An 18,421-nucleotide genomic window follows, 5' to 3' on the forward strand; every position below is an offset into this window, starting at 1 on the left:
AGAGGGCAGGGTGAGGGCAGCGGTGGTCGTTCGACGATGGGCCTCGTCGAGGGCTGCGAGCCCTCACCCCAACCCTCTCCCGGAGGGAGAGGGAGCAAGACCTCCTACCGACGCTTGAACCCGTTTTTTCCCTGTTCCAGAGGGAGAGGGAGCAAGACTCTCAGCCCTTGATCGCCAGATCCGGGTCTTCCGCTGCCCGCGCGCTCGCGGCATTGCCGGTCGCGCTCAGGTCGGACGCCAGCGTGCGCCGGCCGTCGAACACGAAGCAGTCGCCGCGGTAGTGCGCGCCGCCGATGGTCTCGAAATACTTGAGGATGCCGCCTTCGAGTTGCAGCACGTTCTCCACGCCCTGTTCGCGCATCAGGATCGCGGCTTTCTCGCAGCGGATGCCGCCGGTGCAGAAGCTCACCACCGTCTTGCCCGCGAGTTCGTCGCGGTGGTCCAGCAGCGCCTGCGGGAACTCGGTGAACTTCTCGATGCGCCAGTCGATCGCGCCTTCGAAGGTGCCGTGGTCGACCTCGAAGGCATTGCGCGTGTCGAGCAGCACGACCTGCTGGCCGGCGTCGTCATGCCCCTGGTCGAGCCAGCGCTTGAGCGTGGCCGCCTCGACGCCCGGCGCGCGGCCCGCGGCCGGCTGGATCGCGGGATGGTCCATGCGGATGATCTCGCGCTTGACCTTCACCAGCATGCGGCGGAAGGGCTGCGTGGCAGACCAGCTCTCCTTGGTCTCGAGCGCCGCGAAGCGCGGGTCCGCGCGCAGTTCGCCTACGAAGCCCCGCACTTCCTCCGGCGCGCCGGCGAGGAACAGGTTGATGCCCTCGGGCGCCAGCAGGATGGTCCCCATCAGCTGGCGGGCCTGCGCGCTGGCCAGCAGCACGGGTTTCAGGGTGAGGGGGTCTTCAATGGCGCTGAAGAGATAGGCGGCGATGTTGAGGATGGGAAGCACGGGCGGAATTGTAGAAGCGCCGGGGCCGCGGGGTCGCCGCCCGCATCGCCCGTCATTGACCTGGCGCAAGCTGTGCGGTCTTCGTGCGGCCTACCATGGGCCTTTGCCCGTCCGGCGCCATTTCCTGGAAGACCACCGCATGAGCTTCCGCCTCGCCATTCCCGCCGCCCTGCGCTTCGTCGAAAACCTGCTGCGCAAGCAGGGCGTGCCAGAAGACATCGCGCGCGATGTGGCGCTGCACCTGGTCGAGTCCGACCGCGTGGGCTACGCCAGCCACGGCATCTCGATCCTGCCGGGCTACGCCAAGGCGCTGACCGATGGCCAGCTCGACGGCACGGCCCGGCCCGAACTGCTCAACGACACCGGCAGCCTGCAGGCCTGGCATGGCCACCACGGCTTCGGCCAGTTCGTGGGCAAACAGGTCATGGCCTCGGCCATCGAGGCCGCCCGCCGGCACGGCCACTGCATCGTGACGCTGCGCGACAGCCATCACCTGGGGCGCATGGGCCACTACGGCGAGCAGGTGGTGGCCGCCGGCATGGTTTTCATGGCCTTCACCAACGTGACGCATCGGCCGCCGATGGTCGCGCCCTTTGGCGGCGCCGCGGCGCGCATGACGACCAACCCGCTGTGCTTCGCGAGCCCGCTGCCCGACGGCCGGCCGCCGCTGATCGTCGACATGGCGACCAGCACCATCGCGCTCAACAAGGCGCGGGTGCTGGCCGATGAAGGCGAGGCGGCGCCACCCGGCGCGCTGATCGACGCGCAGGGCCATCCCACGACCGACCCGGCCGTGATGTTCGCCAACCCGCCGGGCGCGCTGCTGCCCTTCGGCGGCCACAAGGGCTATGCGCTGGGCGTGGTGGCCGAACTGCTGGCGGGCGTGCTGTCGGGTGGCGGCACGATTCAACCCGAGCACCCGCGCGGCGGACTGGCGACCAACAACCTGTTCGCGCTGGTGTTCGACCCCGCGCGTGCGGGCGCGGCGGCCTGGCAGGCCCACGAGACCGGCGCGTTCATCGACTACCTGCTGTCCTGCCCGCCGCAGCCGGGCGCGGATGGCGAGCAGGGGGTGCAGTACCCGGGGGAGTACGAAGCCCGCAACCGCGCGCGCCACGCCACGCACATCGAACTGGGCGAGGGCGGCTGGAAGGCGCTGGCCGACCTGGCGGCGCGGCTGGGCGTGGACGGCGCGCCCTAGCACATTGCACGGAGGCCCGGCGTCGGCGCGGGCGGCCCGGCTTCCTACAATGACGCGATGTTTGTCCACCTGCGTCTGCACACCGAATTCTCCGTCGTCGACGGCACCAACCGCATCGACGAAGTCGTTGCCGCTGCCAAGGCCGACCGCCAGCCCGCATTGGCCATCACCGACCTGAACAACCTGTTCGGTGCGGTCAAGTTCTACAAGGAAGCGCGCGGCGCCGGCATCAAGCCGGTGCTGGGTGCCGAAGTCGTCATCGAGGGCCTGGGCGCCGAGCCCGGCGCGCTAACCCGGGTCATCCTGCTGGTGCAGAACACCGAGGGCTATCTCCACCTGTCCGAGCTGCTGGCTCGGGCCTGGACGCAGAACGTCGGCCGGGGCCAGTCCCAGCCGGCCTGCAAACTGGCCTGGCTGCAGGAGCTCAACGGCGGCCTGATCGCGCTGTCGGGCGCGCAGGCCGGGCCGCTGGGCGCGGCGCTGCTGCAAGGCCAGGAAGAACGCGCGGCCGAGCTCGCGCTGCAGCTGGCCAGCCTGTTTCCGCACCGCTTCTACATCGAACTCCAGCGCGCCGGTCGGCCCGAGGACGAGCCGCATGTGATGGCCGCGGTGCAACTGGCCGCACGGCTCAAGCTGCCGGTGGTCGCCACGCACCCGGTGCAGTTCGGCGCCGCCGAGGACTACGAGGCGCACGAGGCGCGCGTCTGCATTTCCGAGGGCGAGATCCTGGGCAACCCGCGCCGCGTGCGCAAGTTCACGCGCGACCAGTACTTCAAGTCGGCCGCCGAGATGGAGGCGCTGTTCGCCGACGTGCCCAGTGCGATCGCCAACACGGTCGAGATCGCCAAGCGCTGCAACCTGACGCTGGTGCTGGGCAAGCCGCAATTGCCCGATTTCCCGACGCCCTTCGTGTCCGAAGGCGTGCGCATGCCGATCGACGATTTCTTCCGCCAGGAGTCCTTCGAAGGGCTGGAGGTGCGCCTGAAGCACCTCTATCCCGATGCAGCCAAGCGCGACGCCGAACGCCCGCGCTACGTCGAGCGGCTCGAATTCGAGATCAAGACCATCCTCGGGATGGGCTTCCCCGGCTACTTCCTGATCGTGGGCGACTTCATCCAGTGGGCCAAGGCCAACGGCTGCCCGGTGGGCCCGGGCCGGGGCTCGGGCGCCGGTTCGCTGGTGGCCTACGCGCTCAAGATCACCGACCTCGATCCGCTCGAATACAACCTGCTGTTCGAACGTTTCCTGAACCCCGAACGCGTCTCGATGCCCGACTTCGACATCGACTTCTGCCAGGGCAACCGCGACCGCGTGATCGACTACGTGAAGGACAAGTACGGCCGCAACGCCGTGAGCCAGATCGCGACCTTCGGCACCATGGCCGCGCGCGCCGCGATCCGCGACGTGGGCCGCGTGCTCGACATGAGCTACATGTTCTGCGACGGCATCAGCAAGCTGATCCCGAACAAGCCGGGCATGTCGGTCACGCTGCAGTACCCGCCCGCGACCAAGATCGAGGGCGACAAGAACAACTACGCCATCGAGATGGAGCCGCAGCTCAAGGAGCGCATCGAGAAGGAAGAAGAAGTCCGGATGCTGGTCGAGCTGGCGCAGAAGCTCGAGGGCATGACCCGCAACATCGGCATGCACGCCGGCGGCGTGCTGATCGCGCCCGGCAAGCTCACCGACTTCTGTCCGCTCTACCAACAGCCGGGCAGCGACTCGGCCGTGAGCCAGTACGACAAGGACGACGTGGAGGCCGTGGGCCTGGTCAAGTTCGACTTCCTGGGCCTGGCCACGCTGACCATCCTGGAGATCGCGCGCGAGTTCATCGTCAAGCGCCACAAGGGCCGCGAGAACTTCAACTACGAAGACATCAAGCTCGACGACGCCGCCACCTACCGGCTGTTCTCCGACGGCAAGACCGAGGCGGTGTTCCAGTTCGAATCGCGCGGCATGCAGGGCATGCTCAAGGACGCGCGGCCGACCCGGCTCGAGGACCTGATCGCGCTCAACGCGCTGTACCGCCCGGGCCCGATGGACCTGATTCCCAGCTTCGTGGCGCGCAAGCACGGCCGCGAAACCGTGGAGTACCCGCACCCGGCCGTGGCCGAGATGCTCTCCGAGACCTACGGGATCATGGTCTATCAGGAGCAGGTGATGCAGACCGCGCAGATCCTGGGCGGCTACTCGCTCGGCGGCGCCGACCTGCTGCGCCGCGCGATGGGCAAGAAGAAGCTCGAGGAGATGGCCGAGCACCGCGAGAAATTCCGCGCGGGCGCGCTCGCCACGCACGGCATTCCGCAGGACAAGGCCGACGAGATCTTCGACTTGATGGAGAAGTTCGCGGGCTACGGCTTCAACAAGTCGCACGCGGCCGCCTACTCGCTGCTGGCGTACCACACGGGCTGGCTCAAGGTCCATTTCACGGCCGAGTTCTACTGCGCCAACATGACCGTGGAAATGGACGACACGGACAAGCTCAAGCTGCTGTTCGAGGACGCGGTCAAGAACTTCGGCATGACCTTCGAGCCGCCGGACGTGAACCGCGGCAACTACCGCTTCGAGCCCGTGACCGACAAGGTGATCCGCTACGGCCTGGGCGCCGTCAAGGGCACCGGCCAGCTCGCGGTCGAGGCGGTGGTGCGGGCGCGGGAAGAGGGCGGTCCGTTCACCAGCCTCTACGACTTCTGCGTGCGCATTGACCGCCAGCGCATCAACAAGCGAACGGTCGAGGCGCTGATCAAGGCCGGCGCCTTCGACGCGATCCAGCAGAACCGCGCGTCCCTGCTCGCCTCGCTCGACCGCGCCTTCGAATTCGCCGCCGCCACGGCGGCCAACGCCTCGCAGGTCGACATCTTCGGCGACTGCGAACACGGCTCGGCTTCGCAGGAGCCCGAGCTGATCGACGCCACCCCCTGGGGCGTGAAGGAGCGGCTGACCTACGAGAAGACCGCTGTCGGCTTCTACCTGTCGGGCCACCTGTTCGACGAGGTGGCGCACGAGGTGCGGCGCTTCTGCAAGCGCCAGATCGACGACCTGCTCGACGGCCGCGAGCCGCAGGTGATCGCGGGCATCGTGAGCGACATGCGCGTGATCAACGGCCAGCGCGGCCGGCTCGCGATCTTCAAGCTCGACGACAAGTCGGGTGCCATCGACGCCACCGCCGACGAGGCGGTGATGAACGCCAACCGCAACACGTTGAAGGACGACGAGCTGGTCATCGTCAGCGGTCGGCTGCAGCCTGGGCGCAACGGCTTCGAGGCCCGCTTCCAGGTGCAGCAGGTCTGGGACCTCGCCACCGCGCGCTGCCGCTTCGGCCGCTATCTGCGCGTGGCGGTCAACGGCAAGGCGCCGGACATCGCGCAGCTGGTGAAGGACTTCCCGCCGCGTATCGAGATGAGCGAAGTGGGCGAACTGCGCCAGGGCCTGCCGGTGCGTCTCACGATGGCGCGCGGCGGCGCCAAGGTCGAACTCGAGTTGGGCGAACGCGCCAAGTTCTTCCCCAACGATGCGGCGCTGGCCAGCTGGACCGCGCAGGCCGAGGCCGGGAAGGCCGTGATCGTCTACGAGTGAAATCCGGGCGCGAATCGCCGAAATAACTTGTTGCAATTAGTAAAAAGGACTACATTCCAGCCCGCGCCATTTCGGCGCAGCCGCGCGGCCCGATGCCCGCGGCAAGCGAGAACTGGAGTGGGCGATGCAGTGTTTCGAGGACGGTGCGGCATTCGAGCAGTTCGATCGCGAGGCCTTCAAGTTTCCGCACAAGCTCATGGGGCACCCGGCGCTGAGCCTTGAAAACCTGGCGCGCGTGATTCCGGCGTTGCCACCGAAGCGCGTGATGTATTCGATGGGGCGCCTCAAGGAGGGCGACGACTTCGAGGGCACGTTCAGCCGCAAGCCGGCCGAGCGCAGCATCGAGGAGACCATCGAGAACATCCGCGTCGGCGATTCGTACGTGATGGTCAGCGGCCCGGAGATCGATCCGTCCTTCGCGTCGCTGCACCGCGAACTGATCGGCGACGTCGAAAGCCTGATGCGTCGCCACGGCGTGGGCACGGAAGCGGTCGACCCGCAGCTCTACCTGTTCATCGCCTCGCCGAACAGCGTGACGCCTTTCCACATCGACCGCTATTCCACCTTCCTGATGCAGTTCCGCGGCAGCAAGGAAGTGACCGTGTTCCCGCAATGGGACGAGCGGGTCGTGACAGCGGTCCAGCGCGAAGCCTATGTGTCCTATGCCAACACCCGGCTCAACTGGTCGAAGGAAACCGACGCGCTCGGCACCTGCTTCGCCTTCCAGCCGGGCGAGGCCATCCACATTCCCTTCGTCGCGGGCCACCACGTGCGCAATGGGCCGGACGACGTGTCGATTTCGATGTCGATCATCTTCAATACGCGCCAGTCGATGGCGTGGCGCCGCGCGCTCAACTTCAACCATGCCTCGCGCAAGGTGCTCGGCCGCTTCGGCATGGCGCCGGCGCCGATCGGTGCCCAGGCCTGGCGCGACAGCGCGAAATCGAGCCTGTGGCAGGCGGCCAGCCGTGTTCGGGGCCGTTGAGCCTTCGGCAGCACGGTGTTGTCTTTGGTGTTACGGGTACAAAGCCATTGGCCGTAACGTGACACGCACATCGGCGGCGACGGGCGCTGCCGATTCATCTCAATGACTTAGGTGAGCCCTACAGTCGGCCCGGACCGCAGCAGGTCGTGGCACGCGCTTTGCATTCCTTGTCTCCGAGCTGTGATTTCTACCAGCAGAAGGAGCCGAGACATGGACAGCAGATTCGAGCAATGGACCGCCATGACCGACGAGTACGCCCAACTGCTTCTGACCGCTTCCATGGGTGAGGGCGGCACCTGGGCACGGCTTCGGCAATTGGCCGAGAACATCCGCGCACTCGATTTCGTGGAGACGGCCGAACTCGAGGCCTGAGCCGCGCGCGGCGGGGGCGTTCGGGTGATCGAGCGCCGCCCCGGCCCGTCAGCCGGCGAGCCCGACGTACACGTTCTGCACGTCGTCGTTGGCGTCGATCGCGGCCAGGAAAATTTCGACTTCTTCCAGATCCTCGGCGCTCAGGCTGGCCGGATCGACCGGGTTCTTGGGCTTGTAGCCCAGCTTGGCCGACAGCACGGTGAAGCCCTGCGCCGGCAGCGCGCGGCTCACCAGGTCGAGGTCGGCCGGTGCCGTGAGGAACAGCGTGGCGCCTTCCTCATGGCCGGCTTCGAAATCCTGCGCGCCGGCTTCGATGGCCGCCAGTTCGGGATCGGCACCCGCGGTGGCCGGCTCGGCTTCGATCATGCCGAGGTGGTCGAAATCCCAGGCCACCGAGCCGGAGGTGCCGAGCTGGCCCTTGCGGAACAGCACGCGCATCTCGGGCGCGGTGCGGTTCACGTTGTCGGTCAGGCACTCGACCATCACCGGCACGCGATGCGGCGCGAAGCCTTCATAGATCACATGCTCGAAATGGACCGCCTCGCCGGTCAGGCCCGCGCCTTTCTTGATCGCCCGGTCGAGCGTTTCCTTGGGCATCGAGACCTTGCGCGCCTGCTCGACCACCAGCCGCAGCCGTGCGTTGGACGCGGGATCGGCGCCGCTGCGCGCCGCGATCATGATGTCCTTGGCCAATTTTCCGAACACCCGGCCCTTGGCATTGGCGGCCAGGTCCTTGTGCTTTGCTTTCCACTGTGCGCCCATGGTCGTGCTCCTGAGTTGGGGCGAACGGCCCGGGCCGCCCGCATGAAAGATTCTCGCGCCGGATCGAGCGGAGCGGCGGCTCAGCCGCTCAGCCCCTTCCAGAGCATGTAGGCGGCCAGCAGGTACAGCACGCTGGCGAACACCCGCTTGAGCTTCTTCACCGGCAGGCTGTGCGCGGCCCTGGCACCCAGCGGCGCGGTGAACACGCTGCAGGCGGCGATGACGACCAGCGCCGGCAGCCAGATGTAGCCGAAGGCGCCGGCCGGCAGGCCCTGCACGGCGGTGCCGCTGAGGATGTAGCCCACCACGTTGGCCACCGCGATCGGGAAGCCCAGCGCCGCGCTGGTCGCCACAGCGTTGTGGATCGCGATGTTGCACCAGGTCATGAACGGGATGCTGATGAAGCCGCCGCCCGCGCCGACCAGGCCGGAGATGAAGCCGATCACGCCGCCCGCGGCGAACTGGCCGCCGGTGCCGGGCATCTGGCGCGTCGGCGCGGGCTTCTTGTCGAGGAACATCTGCGTGGCCGAGAAGCCGACGAACAGCGCGAAGAAGATCGCGAGCGCCGTGCCCTTGAGCAGCGCGAACACGCCGAGGCTGCCCACCAGGCTGCCGATCACGATGCCGGGCGACAGCCGCTTCACGATGTCCCAGCGCACCGCGCCGCGCCGATGGTGTGCACGCACGCTCGAGACCGAGGTGAAGATGATGGTGGCCATCGAGGTCGCGATCGCCATCTTCACCGCCAGGTCGGGCGCCACGCCGCGGTGGCCGAGGAGGATGGTGATGAAGGGCACCATGACCATGCCGCCGCCGATGCCGAGAAGCCCTGCGAGGAAACCCGTGCCGATGCCCAACAGGGCGAGTTCCACGATCAACAGCGGTTCGAGCAGCATGGGGGCGGTCCGGCAGAAAGAACGACGGCCCCGATCAGGGGGCCGTCGCGGAGCGAAGAAGGTGTCTGCAGTGGGATGCGCCGGACCCGCATCCTGAACCAGGGTTCAGGTGGGCGAGGGCAGCAGGACTTCGGGTTCATCTGACGCGAGATGATCACGCCCGTCCAGCGATGTACCAAGCCCGGCTCCGGAGAGCATTGGAACAAGGAAATATTAAGCCCGACGCGCACTGCAGACAGGTGCGATTTTACGCCCGCATCGCTGTCACCCGTGTGAACGCACGGGCTTTTTGTCAGAGCAGGTGGTCGTCGCGCGCGAGCGCCTGGTCGAGCCGCTTCAGCAATTGCGCTGCGCGCTCGGCGTCGTGTGCCGCGTCGACGGCGGGCGTGGCCTCGGTGGGCGCCGCTGCGGCCGCCTCGACCGCTTCGGCCGGCTCGGGCTGCTGGCCCAGGTCGAACGCGAGGTTCAGCGCCGCGAGCACCGCGATGCGGTCACGGGCCTTCACCTTGTTGGCGTCGCGGATCTTGCACATGGCGACGTCGACGCGTTCGACCGCCTCGCGCAACTGGGCTTCGCCGCCTTCGGGGCAGCCGAGCAGATAACTCTGTCCCATGATCTGGACTTCGAGCTGTTTCATGGGGTGGCGGGATCCTGTGGCGGGTCGAGGGGCAGCCGTTCCAGGACCGCGTCGATGCGTGTGCGTGCGGCGGCGAGGCGCGACTTGAGCGCGTCGCGTTCGCGCGTCAGCGCATCGACCTGTTCCTGCAGCAGCGTGTTGGTGCGCTGAATTTCTTCGTGGCGCACGAGCAGACGTTCAACGCGCTCGGCAATCTGATCGATGGGGCTCTGTGCGGACATGGCTGCAGATTGTAGGGGCCCCTTAGAATCGCCCGCGTTGGTGCTCGCGCCGCGGTTCACGCGGCACAGTTCAACGGGAAGCAGAAACCAGAGCCCCTCGGGCCGCGGTCAGCCTGCGCTGCCCCCGCAACGGTCCAGCAGACGGCGCATTCACTCGCGCCGCTTTCGTCAATCAGCCACTGGGCGCCCTGAAACAGGTGCCTGGGAAGGCGACGACAGTTGTTCTGCCAGCCCGGATACCGGCCAACGAGGTGAGGGTGGGTGCGCGTGTCGCGGCCACCTTCGTGACGCCCACACGTCCGGCGGGGAAGCCGGACAGGGTTTTGTTCTCAAGTTCGTTCCCATGAAGAATCGTTTCTCTCCCCACGGCGTCTGCGCGCCGGTGTCCGTGCGTGTGCGCTACGCCACGTTGCCGCTGGCCGCCCTGAGCGCCGCCATCGCCGTGGCCCTCCCGGGCCTGGCACTGGCTCAGCAGCGGTCCCTGCCCGAGACCGTGGTCACGGCCACCCGCGTGGCACAGCCGCTGTCGGACCTGACCTCGGACGTGTCCATCGTCGACCGCGAGACCATCGAGCGCAGCGGCGCCACCGGCGTGGCTGACGTGCTGGCGCGTTTGCCCGGCATCGAGATCAGCCGCAACGGCGGCATCGGCAACACCACCAGCGTGTTCATCCGCGGCGCCGAATCGCGCTTCACCGCGGTCTACATCGACGGCGTGCGCATCGACTCGCAGTCCACCGGCGGCGCCGGCTGGGAAGGCATCCCGCTGGGGCAGATCGACCGCATCGAAGTCTTGCGCGGCCCGGCCGCGGCGGTCTACGGCTCCGATGCCATCGGCGGCGTGATCCAGCTGTTCACCAAGCGCGGTGAAGGCGCCGCGACCCCCTACGTCGGCGTGGGCATCGGCAGCCGCCAGCTGCGCAAGGCCGAAGCCGGCGTGAGTGGCTCGGCGGGCGTGGGCGGTGCCTTCGACTACGCGCTGGGCATCTCGTACGAGGAGAGCGACGGCTTCGACATCCAGCCGCTCGCGAAGCGCAACCCGGTCAGGACCGCGCAGTACGCGGCCGACGGCTGGACCAGCCCCGACCGCGACGGCTACCGCAGCACCGCGGCCAATGCGCGCCTGGGCTTCCAGATCAACCCGGCGCACCGGCTCGAAGGCACCTTCCTGTACAGCGACATCGAGGCGAAGTACGACGCCTCCAGATCGGGCGCGCGGCCGCCGGCCGTGTTCCCCGACGACACCTCGACCAACACGCTGCGCACCGCGGGCCTGGCCTGGATCGCCAAGTGGACCGATAACTACACGACGCGGCTGCAGATCACCGACAGCAAGACCACCTACCAGACCGATCCGAGCTTCTACCGGACCGAGACCGCGCTGCGCGGCTACCTGTTCCAGAACGAGCTGCATTTCGGTGCGCACCGTGTCACGGCCGCGCTCGAGCGCCGGGAAGACGACCTGGAGAACGCCGCCACCGCCACGGCGAAACTGCTGGCGCGCGACCGCTCGCAGAACGCGGTGTCGCTGGGCTACGGCTTCGTGCAGGGCCCGCACACGGTGCAGTTGCAGGCGCGCCGCGACGACGACAGCGAATTCGGCGCCAAGACCACCGGCAGCGCAGCCTACGGCTACGCGATCACGCCGCAGTGGCGCGCCACCGCGTCGGTCGGCACGGCCTTCCGCGTGCCCACGCTCTACCAGCGCTTCAGCGAGTACGGGCTCGCAAGCCTGAAGCCCGAGGAAAGCCGCAACGTCGAACTGGGCCTGAACTGGACCTCGGGCGCGAGCAACGCCGGCGTGGTGGTCTACCGCAACAAGGTGACCAACCTGATCACCTACGACGGCAGCGCACGCGGCTGCGTCTCGACCTTCGGCTGCTACGCCAACACCGCACGCGCCGCGTACGAGGGCCTGACCCTGACCGCCGGCCACCGCATCGGCGACGTGGCGCTGCGCGCCTCGGCCGACTTCCAGGACCCGCGCGACCTCGGCACCGACAAGCTGCTGGCCCGCCGCGCGCGCCGCCACGGCATGCTGGGCGCCGACTGGAACGTGGCCGGCTGGACGCTGGGCGCGGAGGTGCAAACTTCGTCCATGCGTTATGACGATGCCGCCAACCTGCGCCGACTCGGCGGCTACACCGTGCTCAACCTGGTCGCGAGCACCAAGCTCACGCCCTCGCTGACGCTGATCGGCCGGCTGGACAACGCGGGCGACAAGGACTATTCCTTCGCCCGCATCTATGCCACCGCGGGCCGTACCGCCTACCTCGGGCTCAAGTGGTCGCCCCAGTAAGCCGCAGCGCCGCCTGCGCCGCCGTGCTCGTGGCCGCGCCCGCTTCCGGGCAGGGCAAGACGACGGTCACGGCCGCGCTGGCGCGCCTGCATGCGCGCGCCGGCCGGCGCGTGCGCGTCTTCAAGTGCGGGCCCGATTTCCTCGACCCGCGCTGGCTCGCGCTGGCCAGCGGTGCGCCGGTGCATTCTCTCGATCTCTGGATGAACGGCGAGGCCGACTGCCGTGCGCGCCTGCACGCGGCGGCCGGCGAGGCCGACCTGCTGATCGTCGAGGGCGTGATGGGCCTGTTCGACGGCACGCCGAGTGCGGCCGACCTCGCGGTGCATTTCGGCCTGCCCGTGCTGGCGGTGATCGACGCGCGCGCCATGGCCGGCACCTTCGGTGCGCTGGCCTATGGGCTGCAGCATTTCAAGCCCGGCCTGCCGTGGTTCGGCGTGCTGGCCAACCGCGTGGCGAGCGAACGCCATGCGGGCATGCTCGAAGGCGCGCTGCGCGATCCCGCGCACTGGCTCGGCGGCCTGCCCAAGGGCGAGGATTTCACCCTGCCCGAACGGCACCTGGGCCTGGTCGCGGCCGACGAGACGCAGGACGCGCTGGCCCGGCTCGATGCCGCCGCCGACGCGCTCGCGGCCACGCCGCTGGGCCGGCTGTCGGTCGCGGAACTGCCGCAGGTGCGCTTCGAGGCCCCTGTTGTGGAAACGGTTGCGCCGCTGCTTGCCGGCCGCACCATCGCGATCGCGCGCGACGCCGCCTTCGCCTTTCTCTATCCGGCCAACCTCGACGTGCTCGATGCACTCGGAGCGCGCCTCGCATTCTTTTCGCCGCTGGCCGGCGATGCATTGCCTGAATGCGATGCCGTCTGGCTGCCCGGTGGCTATCCCGAACTGCATGCCGAAACGCTGGCCGCTCGCACGCCGTTGCGCGATGCACTGATCGCCCACGCCGCGGCCGGCAAGCCGATCTGGGCCGAGTGCGGCGGCATGATGGCTCTGTACGACACGCTGGTCACGGCCGACGGGCAAGCCCATGCGATGTGGGGCCTGATGCCAGGCCGCGTGACGGTGCAGAAGCGGCTCGCGGCGCTCGGACCGCAGCAGCTGGCCCTGGCCGGGCACAGCCTGCGCGGCCACACCTTTCACTATTCGGTCTGCGACACGCCGCAGCCCGTGGCCGCGCGCACCACGCGGCCCCACACCGAGGCGGCAGGCGAAGCGGTCTATGTGCGCGGCACGGTCCGCGCGAGCTACTTCCACGCCTGGTTCGCCTCCAGCCCTGAAGCCACTGCGCGGCTGTTCGATGCCGCGCCGATCGGATTTGCAGATGAGGGTTGATCGCGAATACCTGCTGGGCGGCCAGAAGAGCGGCAAGTCGCGCCGCGCCGAGGAACGCGCGGCCACCTGGCTGGCCGCCTCGCCCGCGCACGACGCGGTGCTGATCGCCACCGCCACCGCCTGGGACGACGAGATGCGCGAACGCATCGCGCGGCACCAGGCCGATCGGGCTGCGCGCGTGCCGGGCCTGCGCACCGTCGAAGAGCCGGTGCAGCTGGCCGAGGCCATCGCCGCCCACAGCGCGCCCGGCACGATGGTGCTGGTCGACTGCCTCACGCTGTGGCTCACCAATCTCACGATGCCGATGGAGGGCGTGACGCACGACGCGGCGCCGGCCATCGCGGCGCTGCGGGCCGCCTTGCGCGCGGCGCGCGGTCCGGTCGTGCTGGTGGGCAACGAGATCGGCCTGGGCGTGATCCCGCTGGGTCGCGAGGTGCGCGCCTTCGTCGACGCGCTGGGCCGGCTCAACCAGGACATCGCGGCCGAGTGCGACCGCGTCACCTTGATGGCCGCGGGCCTGCCCCTGACGCTGAAGGAACCGAAGTGACGCGCTTCCTGCCCTGGCTTCTTCTGCTGCTGATCGGCTTTGCGCATGCGCAGCCCATCGTCGTCACCGACGAACGCGGCGCGCAGGTCACGCTGCCGCGCCCGCCGCAGCGCATCGTCACCTTGTTGCCCTCGCTCACCGAGTCCGTCTGCGCGCTGGGTGCCTGCGAGCGCCTGATCGGCGTCGACCGCTATTCGAACTCGCCGGCCTCGGTGCGCGCGCTGCCGCAGCTCGGTGGCGGCATCGACCCCAACGTCGAGGCCATCGTCGCGCTCAAGCCCGACGTGGTGCTGCTCGCCAAGTCCTCGCGCGTCACGCAGCGGCTCGAGGCCTTGGGCCTCACGGTGCTGGTGCTCGAACCCAAGACCCATGCCGACGTGAAACGTGTGCTCGACCAGCTGGGCCGCGTGCTCCAGGCCGACGATCCGCAGCGCGTCTGGCGCGCGATCGATGCCAGCGTCTCGGCGGCGGCGCAGTCGCTGTCGCCGGCGGCCAAGGCGACGCGCGTGTACTTCGAAGTCGACGGCGGCCCCTACGGCGCGGGCGAGAGCTCCTTCATCGGCGAGACGCTGACGCGGCTGGGCGTGAAGAACATCGTGCCCGCGGCGCTGGGCCCATTCCCCAAGCTCAACCCCGAGTTCGTGGTGCGCGCCAATCCCGACCTGATCATGGTCAGCGTGCGCAGCGCCGCGGACATGGAACAGCGCCCGGGCTGGCCGAGCATTCGCGCGGTGCGCCATGGCCGCATCTGCCGCTTCGCCGCGGAAGAGTCCGACGTGCTGGTGCGCCCCGGTCCGCGCATGGGCGAGGCCGCGCGCATCATGGCGCGCTGCCTGGCCGACAAGGCGCCGCGATGATCCGTCACCGGCAACGCATCTGGCTCCTCGCAGCCGTGCTGATGCTGCTGTGCGCCGCCTTGCTGCTGCTGGGCGTGGGCATCGGCAGCACCGGCTTCGAGAGCGTGCTGGCCGCGTGCCACGACCCCGTCGCGCTGCAGATCGTGCGGGAGATCCGGCTGCCGCGCACGCTCGGCGCCTGGCTGGCCGGGGCCTTGCTCGGCCTCGCGGGCGCGGTGGCCCAGGGGCTGTTCCGCAATCCGCTGGCCGACCCCTACCTGCTCGGCAGCGCCTCGGGCGCCTCGCTGGGCGTCGCGCTCGCGCTGGCCCTGTTCGGTGCCGCGCCCTCGACCGCGCAATGGCTGGTGCGCCTGGGCCTCACGGGCGCGGCCTTCGTGGGCGCGGTGCTGGCCGTGATGCTGACGCTGACGCTCGCGCGCGGTGTGCAGCAGACGCTGCGGCTGCTGCTGGCCGGCGTGATCGTCGGCGTGGTGCTGGGCGCAGCGAAGGACCTGGTGACCATCGGCTCGGCCGACATCCTGCAGGCGCTGCAGGGCTTCATGCTCGGCGGCACCGGCCTGGTCGGCTGGAGCGCCTGTGCGGTGATGGCCGGGCTCGGCGCGCTGTGCCTGCTCGCGGGCTGGGCGCTGGCACCGGTGCTCGACGGCCTGGCGCTGGGCGAGGCGACCGCCGCCAGCCTGGGCCTGCCGCTGGGCGCGATGCGCGCGGCGCTGGTCGCGGTGCTGGCGCTGGCCACCGGCACGGCCGTGGCCCAGACGGGGCTGATCGCCTTCGTCGGCCTGGCCGCGCCGCACCTGGTGCGCTCCATCGTGAAGACCACCCATGCCTGGCTGATCGTGCTGTCTGCCGTGATGGGCGGACTGCTGCTGATGGCGGCCGACCTGCTGGCGCGCTGGCTGATCGCGCCGCAGGAACTGCCCGTGGGCGTGCTCACCGCCGTGCTGGGCGGCAGCTATTTGCTTTGGCTCATGCACAGGCGCGGGCGTGGAGGCGTCCGGTGAGCGCGGCACTCGAAGCGCGCCAGGTCGACGCCACGCTGGGCGGCACGCCGGTGCTGCACGCCATCGACCTGGCCATCGAGGCCGGTCGCTGGACCAGCATCGTCGGGCCCAACGGCGCGGGCAAGTCGACCTTGCTGCGCGTGCTGGCCGGGCTGCTGCCGCATGGCGGCGAGGTGCGTCTGTTCGACGCCTCGCTGCACGGCCTGCCGGGCCGCGTGCGGGCGCGGCGCCTGTCGTGGCTGGGGCAGGGCGGGGCGGGCGAGAGCAGCGCCGACGACCTGCTGGTCTACGACCTCGCAATGCTCGGCCGCATGCCGCACCAGCGCTGGCTCGCGCCGCCCAGCGCCGCCGACCGCGCCGCGGTCGAGCGCGCGCTGCGCAGCACCCAGGCCTGGGACTGGCGCGACCGGCCGCTGGGCCAGCTCTCGGGCGGCGAACGCCAACGCGTGCTGCTGGCGCGCGCGCTCGCGGTCGAGGCCGAGGTGCTGCTGATGGACGAGCCGCTCGCCAACCTCGACCCGCCGCACCAGTCCGACTGGATGCAGACCATGCGCGCGCTGGTGGCCGAGGGCCGCACGGTGGTCAGCGTGCTGCACGAACTCTCGATGGCGCTCGCCGCCGATGCGCTGGTCGTGATGGCGCAGGGCCGTGTGCTGCACCACGGCGCCTGTGCCGAGGCCTCGACGCACCGTGCGCTCGAAGCCGTGTTCGACCGGCGCGTGGCGGTGCACCGCGTCGACCAGCAGTGGATCGCGCTGCCCCGCTGAACCCATTCCCGAATCGGAAAGAAGAACGTCATGCAAATCGAAACCCCACCCAGCGCCAAGCCCTACGAGAAGCCCGAGGGCGAACGCCGCGGCATCGTGATCGTCAACACCGGCGACGGCAAGGGCAAGAGCACGGCGGCCTTCGGCCTGGCGCTGCGCGCGCACGGCCGCGGCAAGGCCGTGAAGATCTGGCAGTTCATGAAGGTGCCGACCGCGCGCTTCGGCGAGCACCGGATGTTCGAGCAATTGGGCATCCCGATCGAAGGCCTGGGCGACGGCTTCAGCTGGAAGAGCCAGGACCTCGAACACTCGGGCCAACTCGCGCGCGACGGCTGGCTGCGCGCCAAGGCCTCGATCCTGTCGGGCGAGTATTTCCTCGTGGTGCTCGACGAGATCACCTACCCGCTGATCTACGGCTGGCTGCCACTCGACGACGTGCTGGCCACGCTGCGCGAACGGCCCAAGCACGTGCACGTGGCGCTCACCGGCCGCCGCTGCCCGCCCGAGCTCATCGAGCTGGCCGACACCGTGACCGAGATGACCATGGTCAAGCACGCGTTCAAGGCCGGCATCCCCGCCCAACGCGGCATCGAGGACTAGACATGTTGCACACCCCCAGGCTTGCCCACGTCGTGTGGCCTCCCTCCCCCTTGCAGGGGGCAACACCGGCGGCCCGGCAAAGCCGGTTCCGCGGTGTTCCTGGAAGGGGAAAGCGCGGGTGCGGCGCGTGACGACGTCATTTGGGGCTGACGAGGCGCAAGCCGTCTACCGCGCGATCCGAGAGCGTCGCGACATGCGGCACTTCGCGGGCGGCGAGGTCGCGCCCGAGGTGTTGCGGCGGCTGCTCGAGGCGGCCCATCACGCACCGAGCGTGGGGTTCATGCAGCCGTGGCGCTTCCTCCGTGTGCGCGATGCGGCCTTGCGCACGCAACTGCATGCGGTGGTCGAGCAGGAGCGCGTGCGCACCGCGCAGGCGCTGGGCGCGCGCGAAGACGAATTCATGTGCCTCAAGGTCGAGGGCCTGCGCGAGGCGGCCGAACTCATCGCCGTGACGCTGGCCGATGGCCGCGAACAGCATGTGTTCGACCGCCGCACCCTGCCGCAGATGGATCTGGCCTCGGCCGCCTGCGCGATCCAGAACCTGTGGCTGGCCGCGCGTGTCGAGGGGCTCGGCATGGGCTGGGTCTCGCTGTTCGATCCGGCCCAGGTCGCGTCGCTGCTGGGGCTGCCCGCGGGCGCCGAGCCCATCGCATTGCTGTGCCTCGGGCCGGTGCACGGCTTCTACGACGAACCGATGCTGCAGCGCGAACGCTGGGCGAAGCGCGAGCCGCTGGCGTCGATGGTGTTCGACGACCGCTGGGGCATGCCGTCGAGCTTGTTCCCGGCTTCCCAAGAAAAAGGAAATTCCTGATGCTGGCCTTCGATAGCGTGCTCTTCGAGCTCGCGCGCCTGTTCCTCTGGCCGGTCACGCTGGGCGTGCTGCTGTCCTTCGTCTACGCGGTCTGGAGCCTGGGTGCGTTCGTGGTCGAAGGGCTGCAGCGCCGGCGCGACCCCGCGCGCGTGCTGGTGCTGCGCGCGGTGGCCGACCAGGGGCAGGAGCAGATGGAACTGGCGGTGCTCAAGTCGCTCGAGGGCGTTCGCCTGTGCAGCCGCGTCGCGCCCATGCTGGGCCTGATCGCGACCATGATCCCGATGGGCCCTGCGCTGGTGGCCGTGGCCTCGGGCCAGTCGCAGGGCGTGGCGCAAAGCCTGGCACCGGCCTTCGCGGCCGTGATCGTGGCGCTGGCCTCGGCCTCGATCACCTTCGTGGTCTACACCGTGCGCCGGCGCTGGCTGATGCGCGAACTGGTGACGGTGCTGGACGCACGCGACGTCAACGTATGAGCGCAGCGCCGGGCCGCCCCAAGCAAGCTCGCACCGCAGCGCGGAGCGCGGAGGTTTCCGAATGCGCAGTGCCGGGCCGCCCCAAGCAAGCTCGCACCGCAGCGCGGAGCGCGGAGGTTTCCGAATGCGCAGCGCCGGG

17 protein-coding genes, 1 pseudogene and 1 riboswitch are annotated in these 18,421 nt (G+C 69.4%); of the genes and pseudogenes, 13 read left to right on the forward strand and 5 right to left on the reverse strand.

Annotated elements, in window-relative coordinates; genetic code table 11:
- Positions 1-160: 160 nt before the first annotated feature.
- Entirely contained in the window at positions 161-946 is a 786-nt protein-coding gene (locus tag ACSFBC_RS00270; RefSeq protein ID WP_435508317.1) for a sulfurtransferase, read from the reverse strand.
- A gap of 139 nt (positions 947-1,085) precedes the next feature.
- On the opposite strand from ACSFBC_RS00270, the gene ACSFBC_RS00275 reads away from it, so the two are divergent.
- The 4 genes from ACSFBC_RS00275 to ACSFBC_RS00290 all read left to right on the forward strand — a co-directional run bounded on the left by ACSFBC_RS00275 (position 1,086) and on the right by ACSFBC_RS00290 (position 7,080).
- The gene (locus tag ACSFBC_RS00275) at positions 1,086-2,147 is read left to right on the forward strand and encodes an Ldh family oxidoreductase (protein ID WP_435508318.1); all 1,062 of its coding nucleotides are present in this window, start codon (positions 1,086-1,088) and stop codon (positions 2,145-2,147) included.
- A gap of 57 nt (positions 2,148-2,204) precedes the next feature.
- Positions 2,205-5,723 (forward strand): DNA polymerase III subunit alpha, encoded by a 3,519-nt coding sequence (gene dnaE, locus ACSFBC_RS00280; protein WP_435508319.1) that lies wholly within the window; start codon positions 2,205-2,207, stop codon positions 5,721-5,723.
- Between the two features lie 124 nt (positions 5,724-5,847).
- The gene (locus ACSFBC_RS00285; protein WP_435508320.1) at positions 5,848-6,708 is read left to right on the forward strand and encodes a cupin-like domain-containing protein; all 861 of its coding nucleotides are present in this window, start codon (positions 5,848-5,850) and stop codon (positions 6,706-6,708) included.
- A gap of 210 nt (positions 6,709-6,918) precedes the next feature.
- Entirely contained in the window at positions 6,919-7,080 is a 162-nt protein-coding gene (locus ACSFBC_RS00290; RefSeq protein ID WP_435508321.1) for a hypothetical protein, read from the forward strand.
- A gap of 48 nt (positions 7,081-7,128) precedes the next feature.
- Here ACSFBC_RS00290 and ACSFBC_RS00295 read toward each other — a convergent pair whose 3' ends face one another.
- From ACSFBC_RS00295 to ACSFBC_RS00310, 4 genes are all read right to left on the reverse strand, one after another.
- A complete protein-coding gene (locus ACSFBC_RS00295; protein ID WP_435508322.1) occupies positions 7,129-7,842 on the reverse strand; it encodes a YebC/PmpR family DNA-binding transcriptional regulator in 714 nt (237 codons plus the stop codon).
- A gap of 80 nt (positions 7,843-7,922) precedes the next feature.
- Positions 7,923-8,738 (reverse strand): sulfite exporter TauE/SafE family protein, encoded by an 816-nt coding sequence (locus ACSFBC_RS00300; protein WP_435508323.1) that lies wholly within the window; start codon positions 8,736-8,738, stop codon positions 7,923-7,925.
- A 292-nt stretch (positions 8,739-9,030) separates the two neighbouring features.
- Entirely contained in the window at positions 9,031-9,375 is a 345-nt protein-coding gene (locus ACSFBC_RS00305) for a cell division protein ZapA (RefSeq protein ID WP_435508324.1), read from the reverse strand.
- Positions 9,372-9,596, reverse strand: a complete 225-nt coding sequence (locus ACSFBC_RS00310) for a DUF904 domain-containing protein (protein ID WP_183023534.1) — start codon at positions 9,594-9,596, stop codon at positions 9,372-9,374. The genes ACSFBC_RS00305 and ACSFBC_RS00310 overlap by 4 nt, the downstream gene beginning before the upstream one ends.
- Positions 9,597-9,617: 21 nt before the next feature.
- A riboswitch (cobalamin riboswitch) is annotated at positions 9,618-9,858 on the forward strand.
- An 81-nt stretch (positions 9,859-9,939) separates the two neighbouring features.
- Between ACSFBC_RS00310 and ACSFBC_RS00315 the strand changes: the two genes are divergently transcribed.
- The 9 genes and pseudogenes from ACSFBC_RS00315 to ACSFBC_RS00355 all read left to right on the forward strand — a co-directional run bounded on the left by ACSFBC_RS00315 (position 9,940) and on the right by ACSFBC_RS00355 (position 18,282).
- A complete protein-coding gene (locus ACSFBC_RS00315; protein ID WP_435508325.1) occupies positions 9,940-11,895 on the forward strand; it encodes a TonB-dependent receptor domain-containing protein in 1,956 nt (651 codons plus the stop codon).
- Entirely contained in the window at positions 11,880-13,226 is a 1,347-nt protein-coding gene (locus ACSFBC_RS00320; RefSeq protein WP_435508326.1) for a cobyrinic acid a,c-diamide synthase CobB, read from the forward strand. The genes ACSFBC_RS00315 and ACSFBC_RS00320 overlap by 16 nt, the downstream gene beginning before the upstream one ends.
- Positions 13,216-13,773 (forward strand): bifunctional adenosylcobinamide kinase/adenosylcobinamide-phosphate guanylyltransferase, encoded by a 558-nt coding sequence (locus ACSFBC_RS00325; RefSeq protein WP_435508327.1) that lies wholly within the window; start codon positions 13,216-13,218, stop codon positions 13,771-13,773. The genes ACSFBC_RS00320 and ACSFBC_RS00325 overlap by 11 nt, the downstream gene beginning before the upstream one ends.
- Entirely contained in the window at positions 13,770-14,630 is an 861-nt protein-coding gene (locus ACSFBC_RS00330) for an ABC transporter substrate-binding protein (protein ID WP_435508328.1), read from the forward strand. The genes ACSFBC_RS00325 and ACSFBC_RS00330 overlap by 4 nt, the downstream gene beginning before the upstream one ends.
- Positions 14,627-15,631: a FecCD family ABC transporter permease gene (locus ACSFBC_RS00335; RefSeq protein ID WP_435508329.1), complete on the forward strand. Its 1,005-nt coding sequence runs from the start codon at positions 14,627-14,629 to the stop codon at positions 15,629-15,631. Before ACSFBC_RS00330 ends, ACSFBC_RS00335 begins: the two co-directional genes overlap by 4 nt.
- 59 nt (positions 15,632-15,690) lie before the next feature.
- A pseudogene (locus tag ACSFBC_RS00340) lies at positions 15,691-16,398 on the forward strand (ABC transporter ATP-binding protein); the annotation flags it as partial.
- Between the two features lie 30 nt (positions 16,399-16,428).
- Positions 16,429-16,998 carry a cob(I)yrinic acid a,c-diamide adenosyltransferase gene (cobO, locus tag ACSFBC_RS00345; RefSeq protein WP_435508330.1) on the forward strand — a complete coding sequence of 190 codons (570 nt, stop codon included), beginning with the start codon at positions 16,429-16,431 and terminating at the stop codon, positions 16,996-16,998.
- Between the two features lie 127 nt (positions 16,999-17,125).
- Positions 17,126-17,809: a 5,6-dimethylbenzimidazole synthase gene (bluB, locus tag ACSFBC_RS00350; protein WP_435508331.1), complete on the forward strand. Its 684-nt coding sequence runs from the start codon at positions 17,126-17,128 to the stop codon at positions 17,807-17,809.
- Positions 17,809-18,282, forward strand: a complete 474-nt coding sequence (locus ACSFBC_RS00355) for a MotA/TolQ/ExbB proton channel family protein (protein ID WP_435508332.1) — start codon at positions 17,809-17,811, stop codon at positions 18,280-18,282. Before bluB ends, ACSFBC_RS00355 begins: the two co-directional genes overlap by 1 nt.
- Positions 18,283-18,421 lie beyond the last annotated feature (139 nt).

Source organism: Variovorax frigidus, from assembly GCF_051216515.1.
Classification (GTDB): Bacteria; Pseudomonadota; Gammaproteobacteria; order Burkholderiales; family Burkholderiaceae_C; genus Variovorax.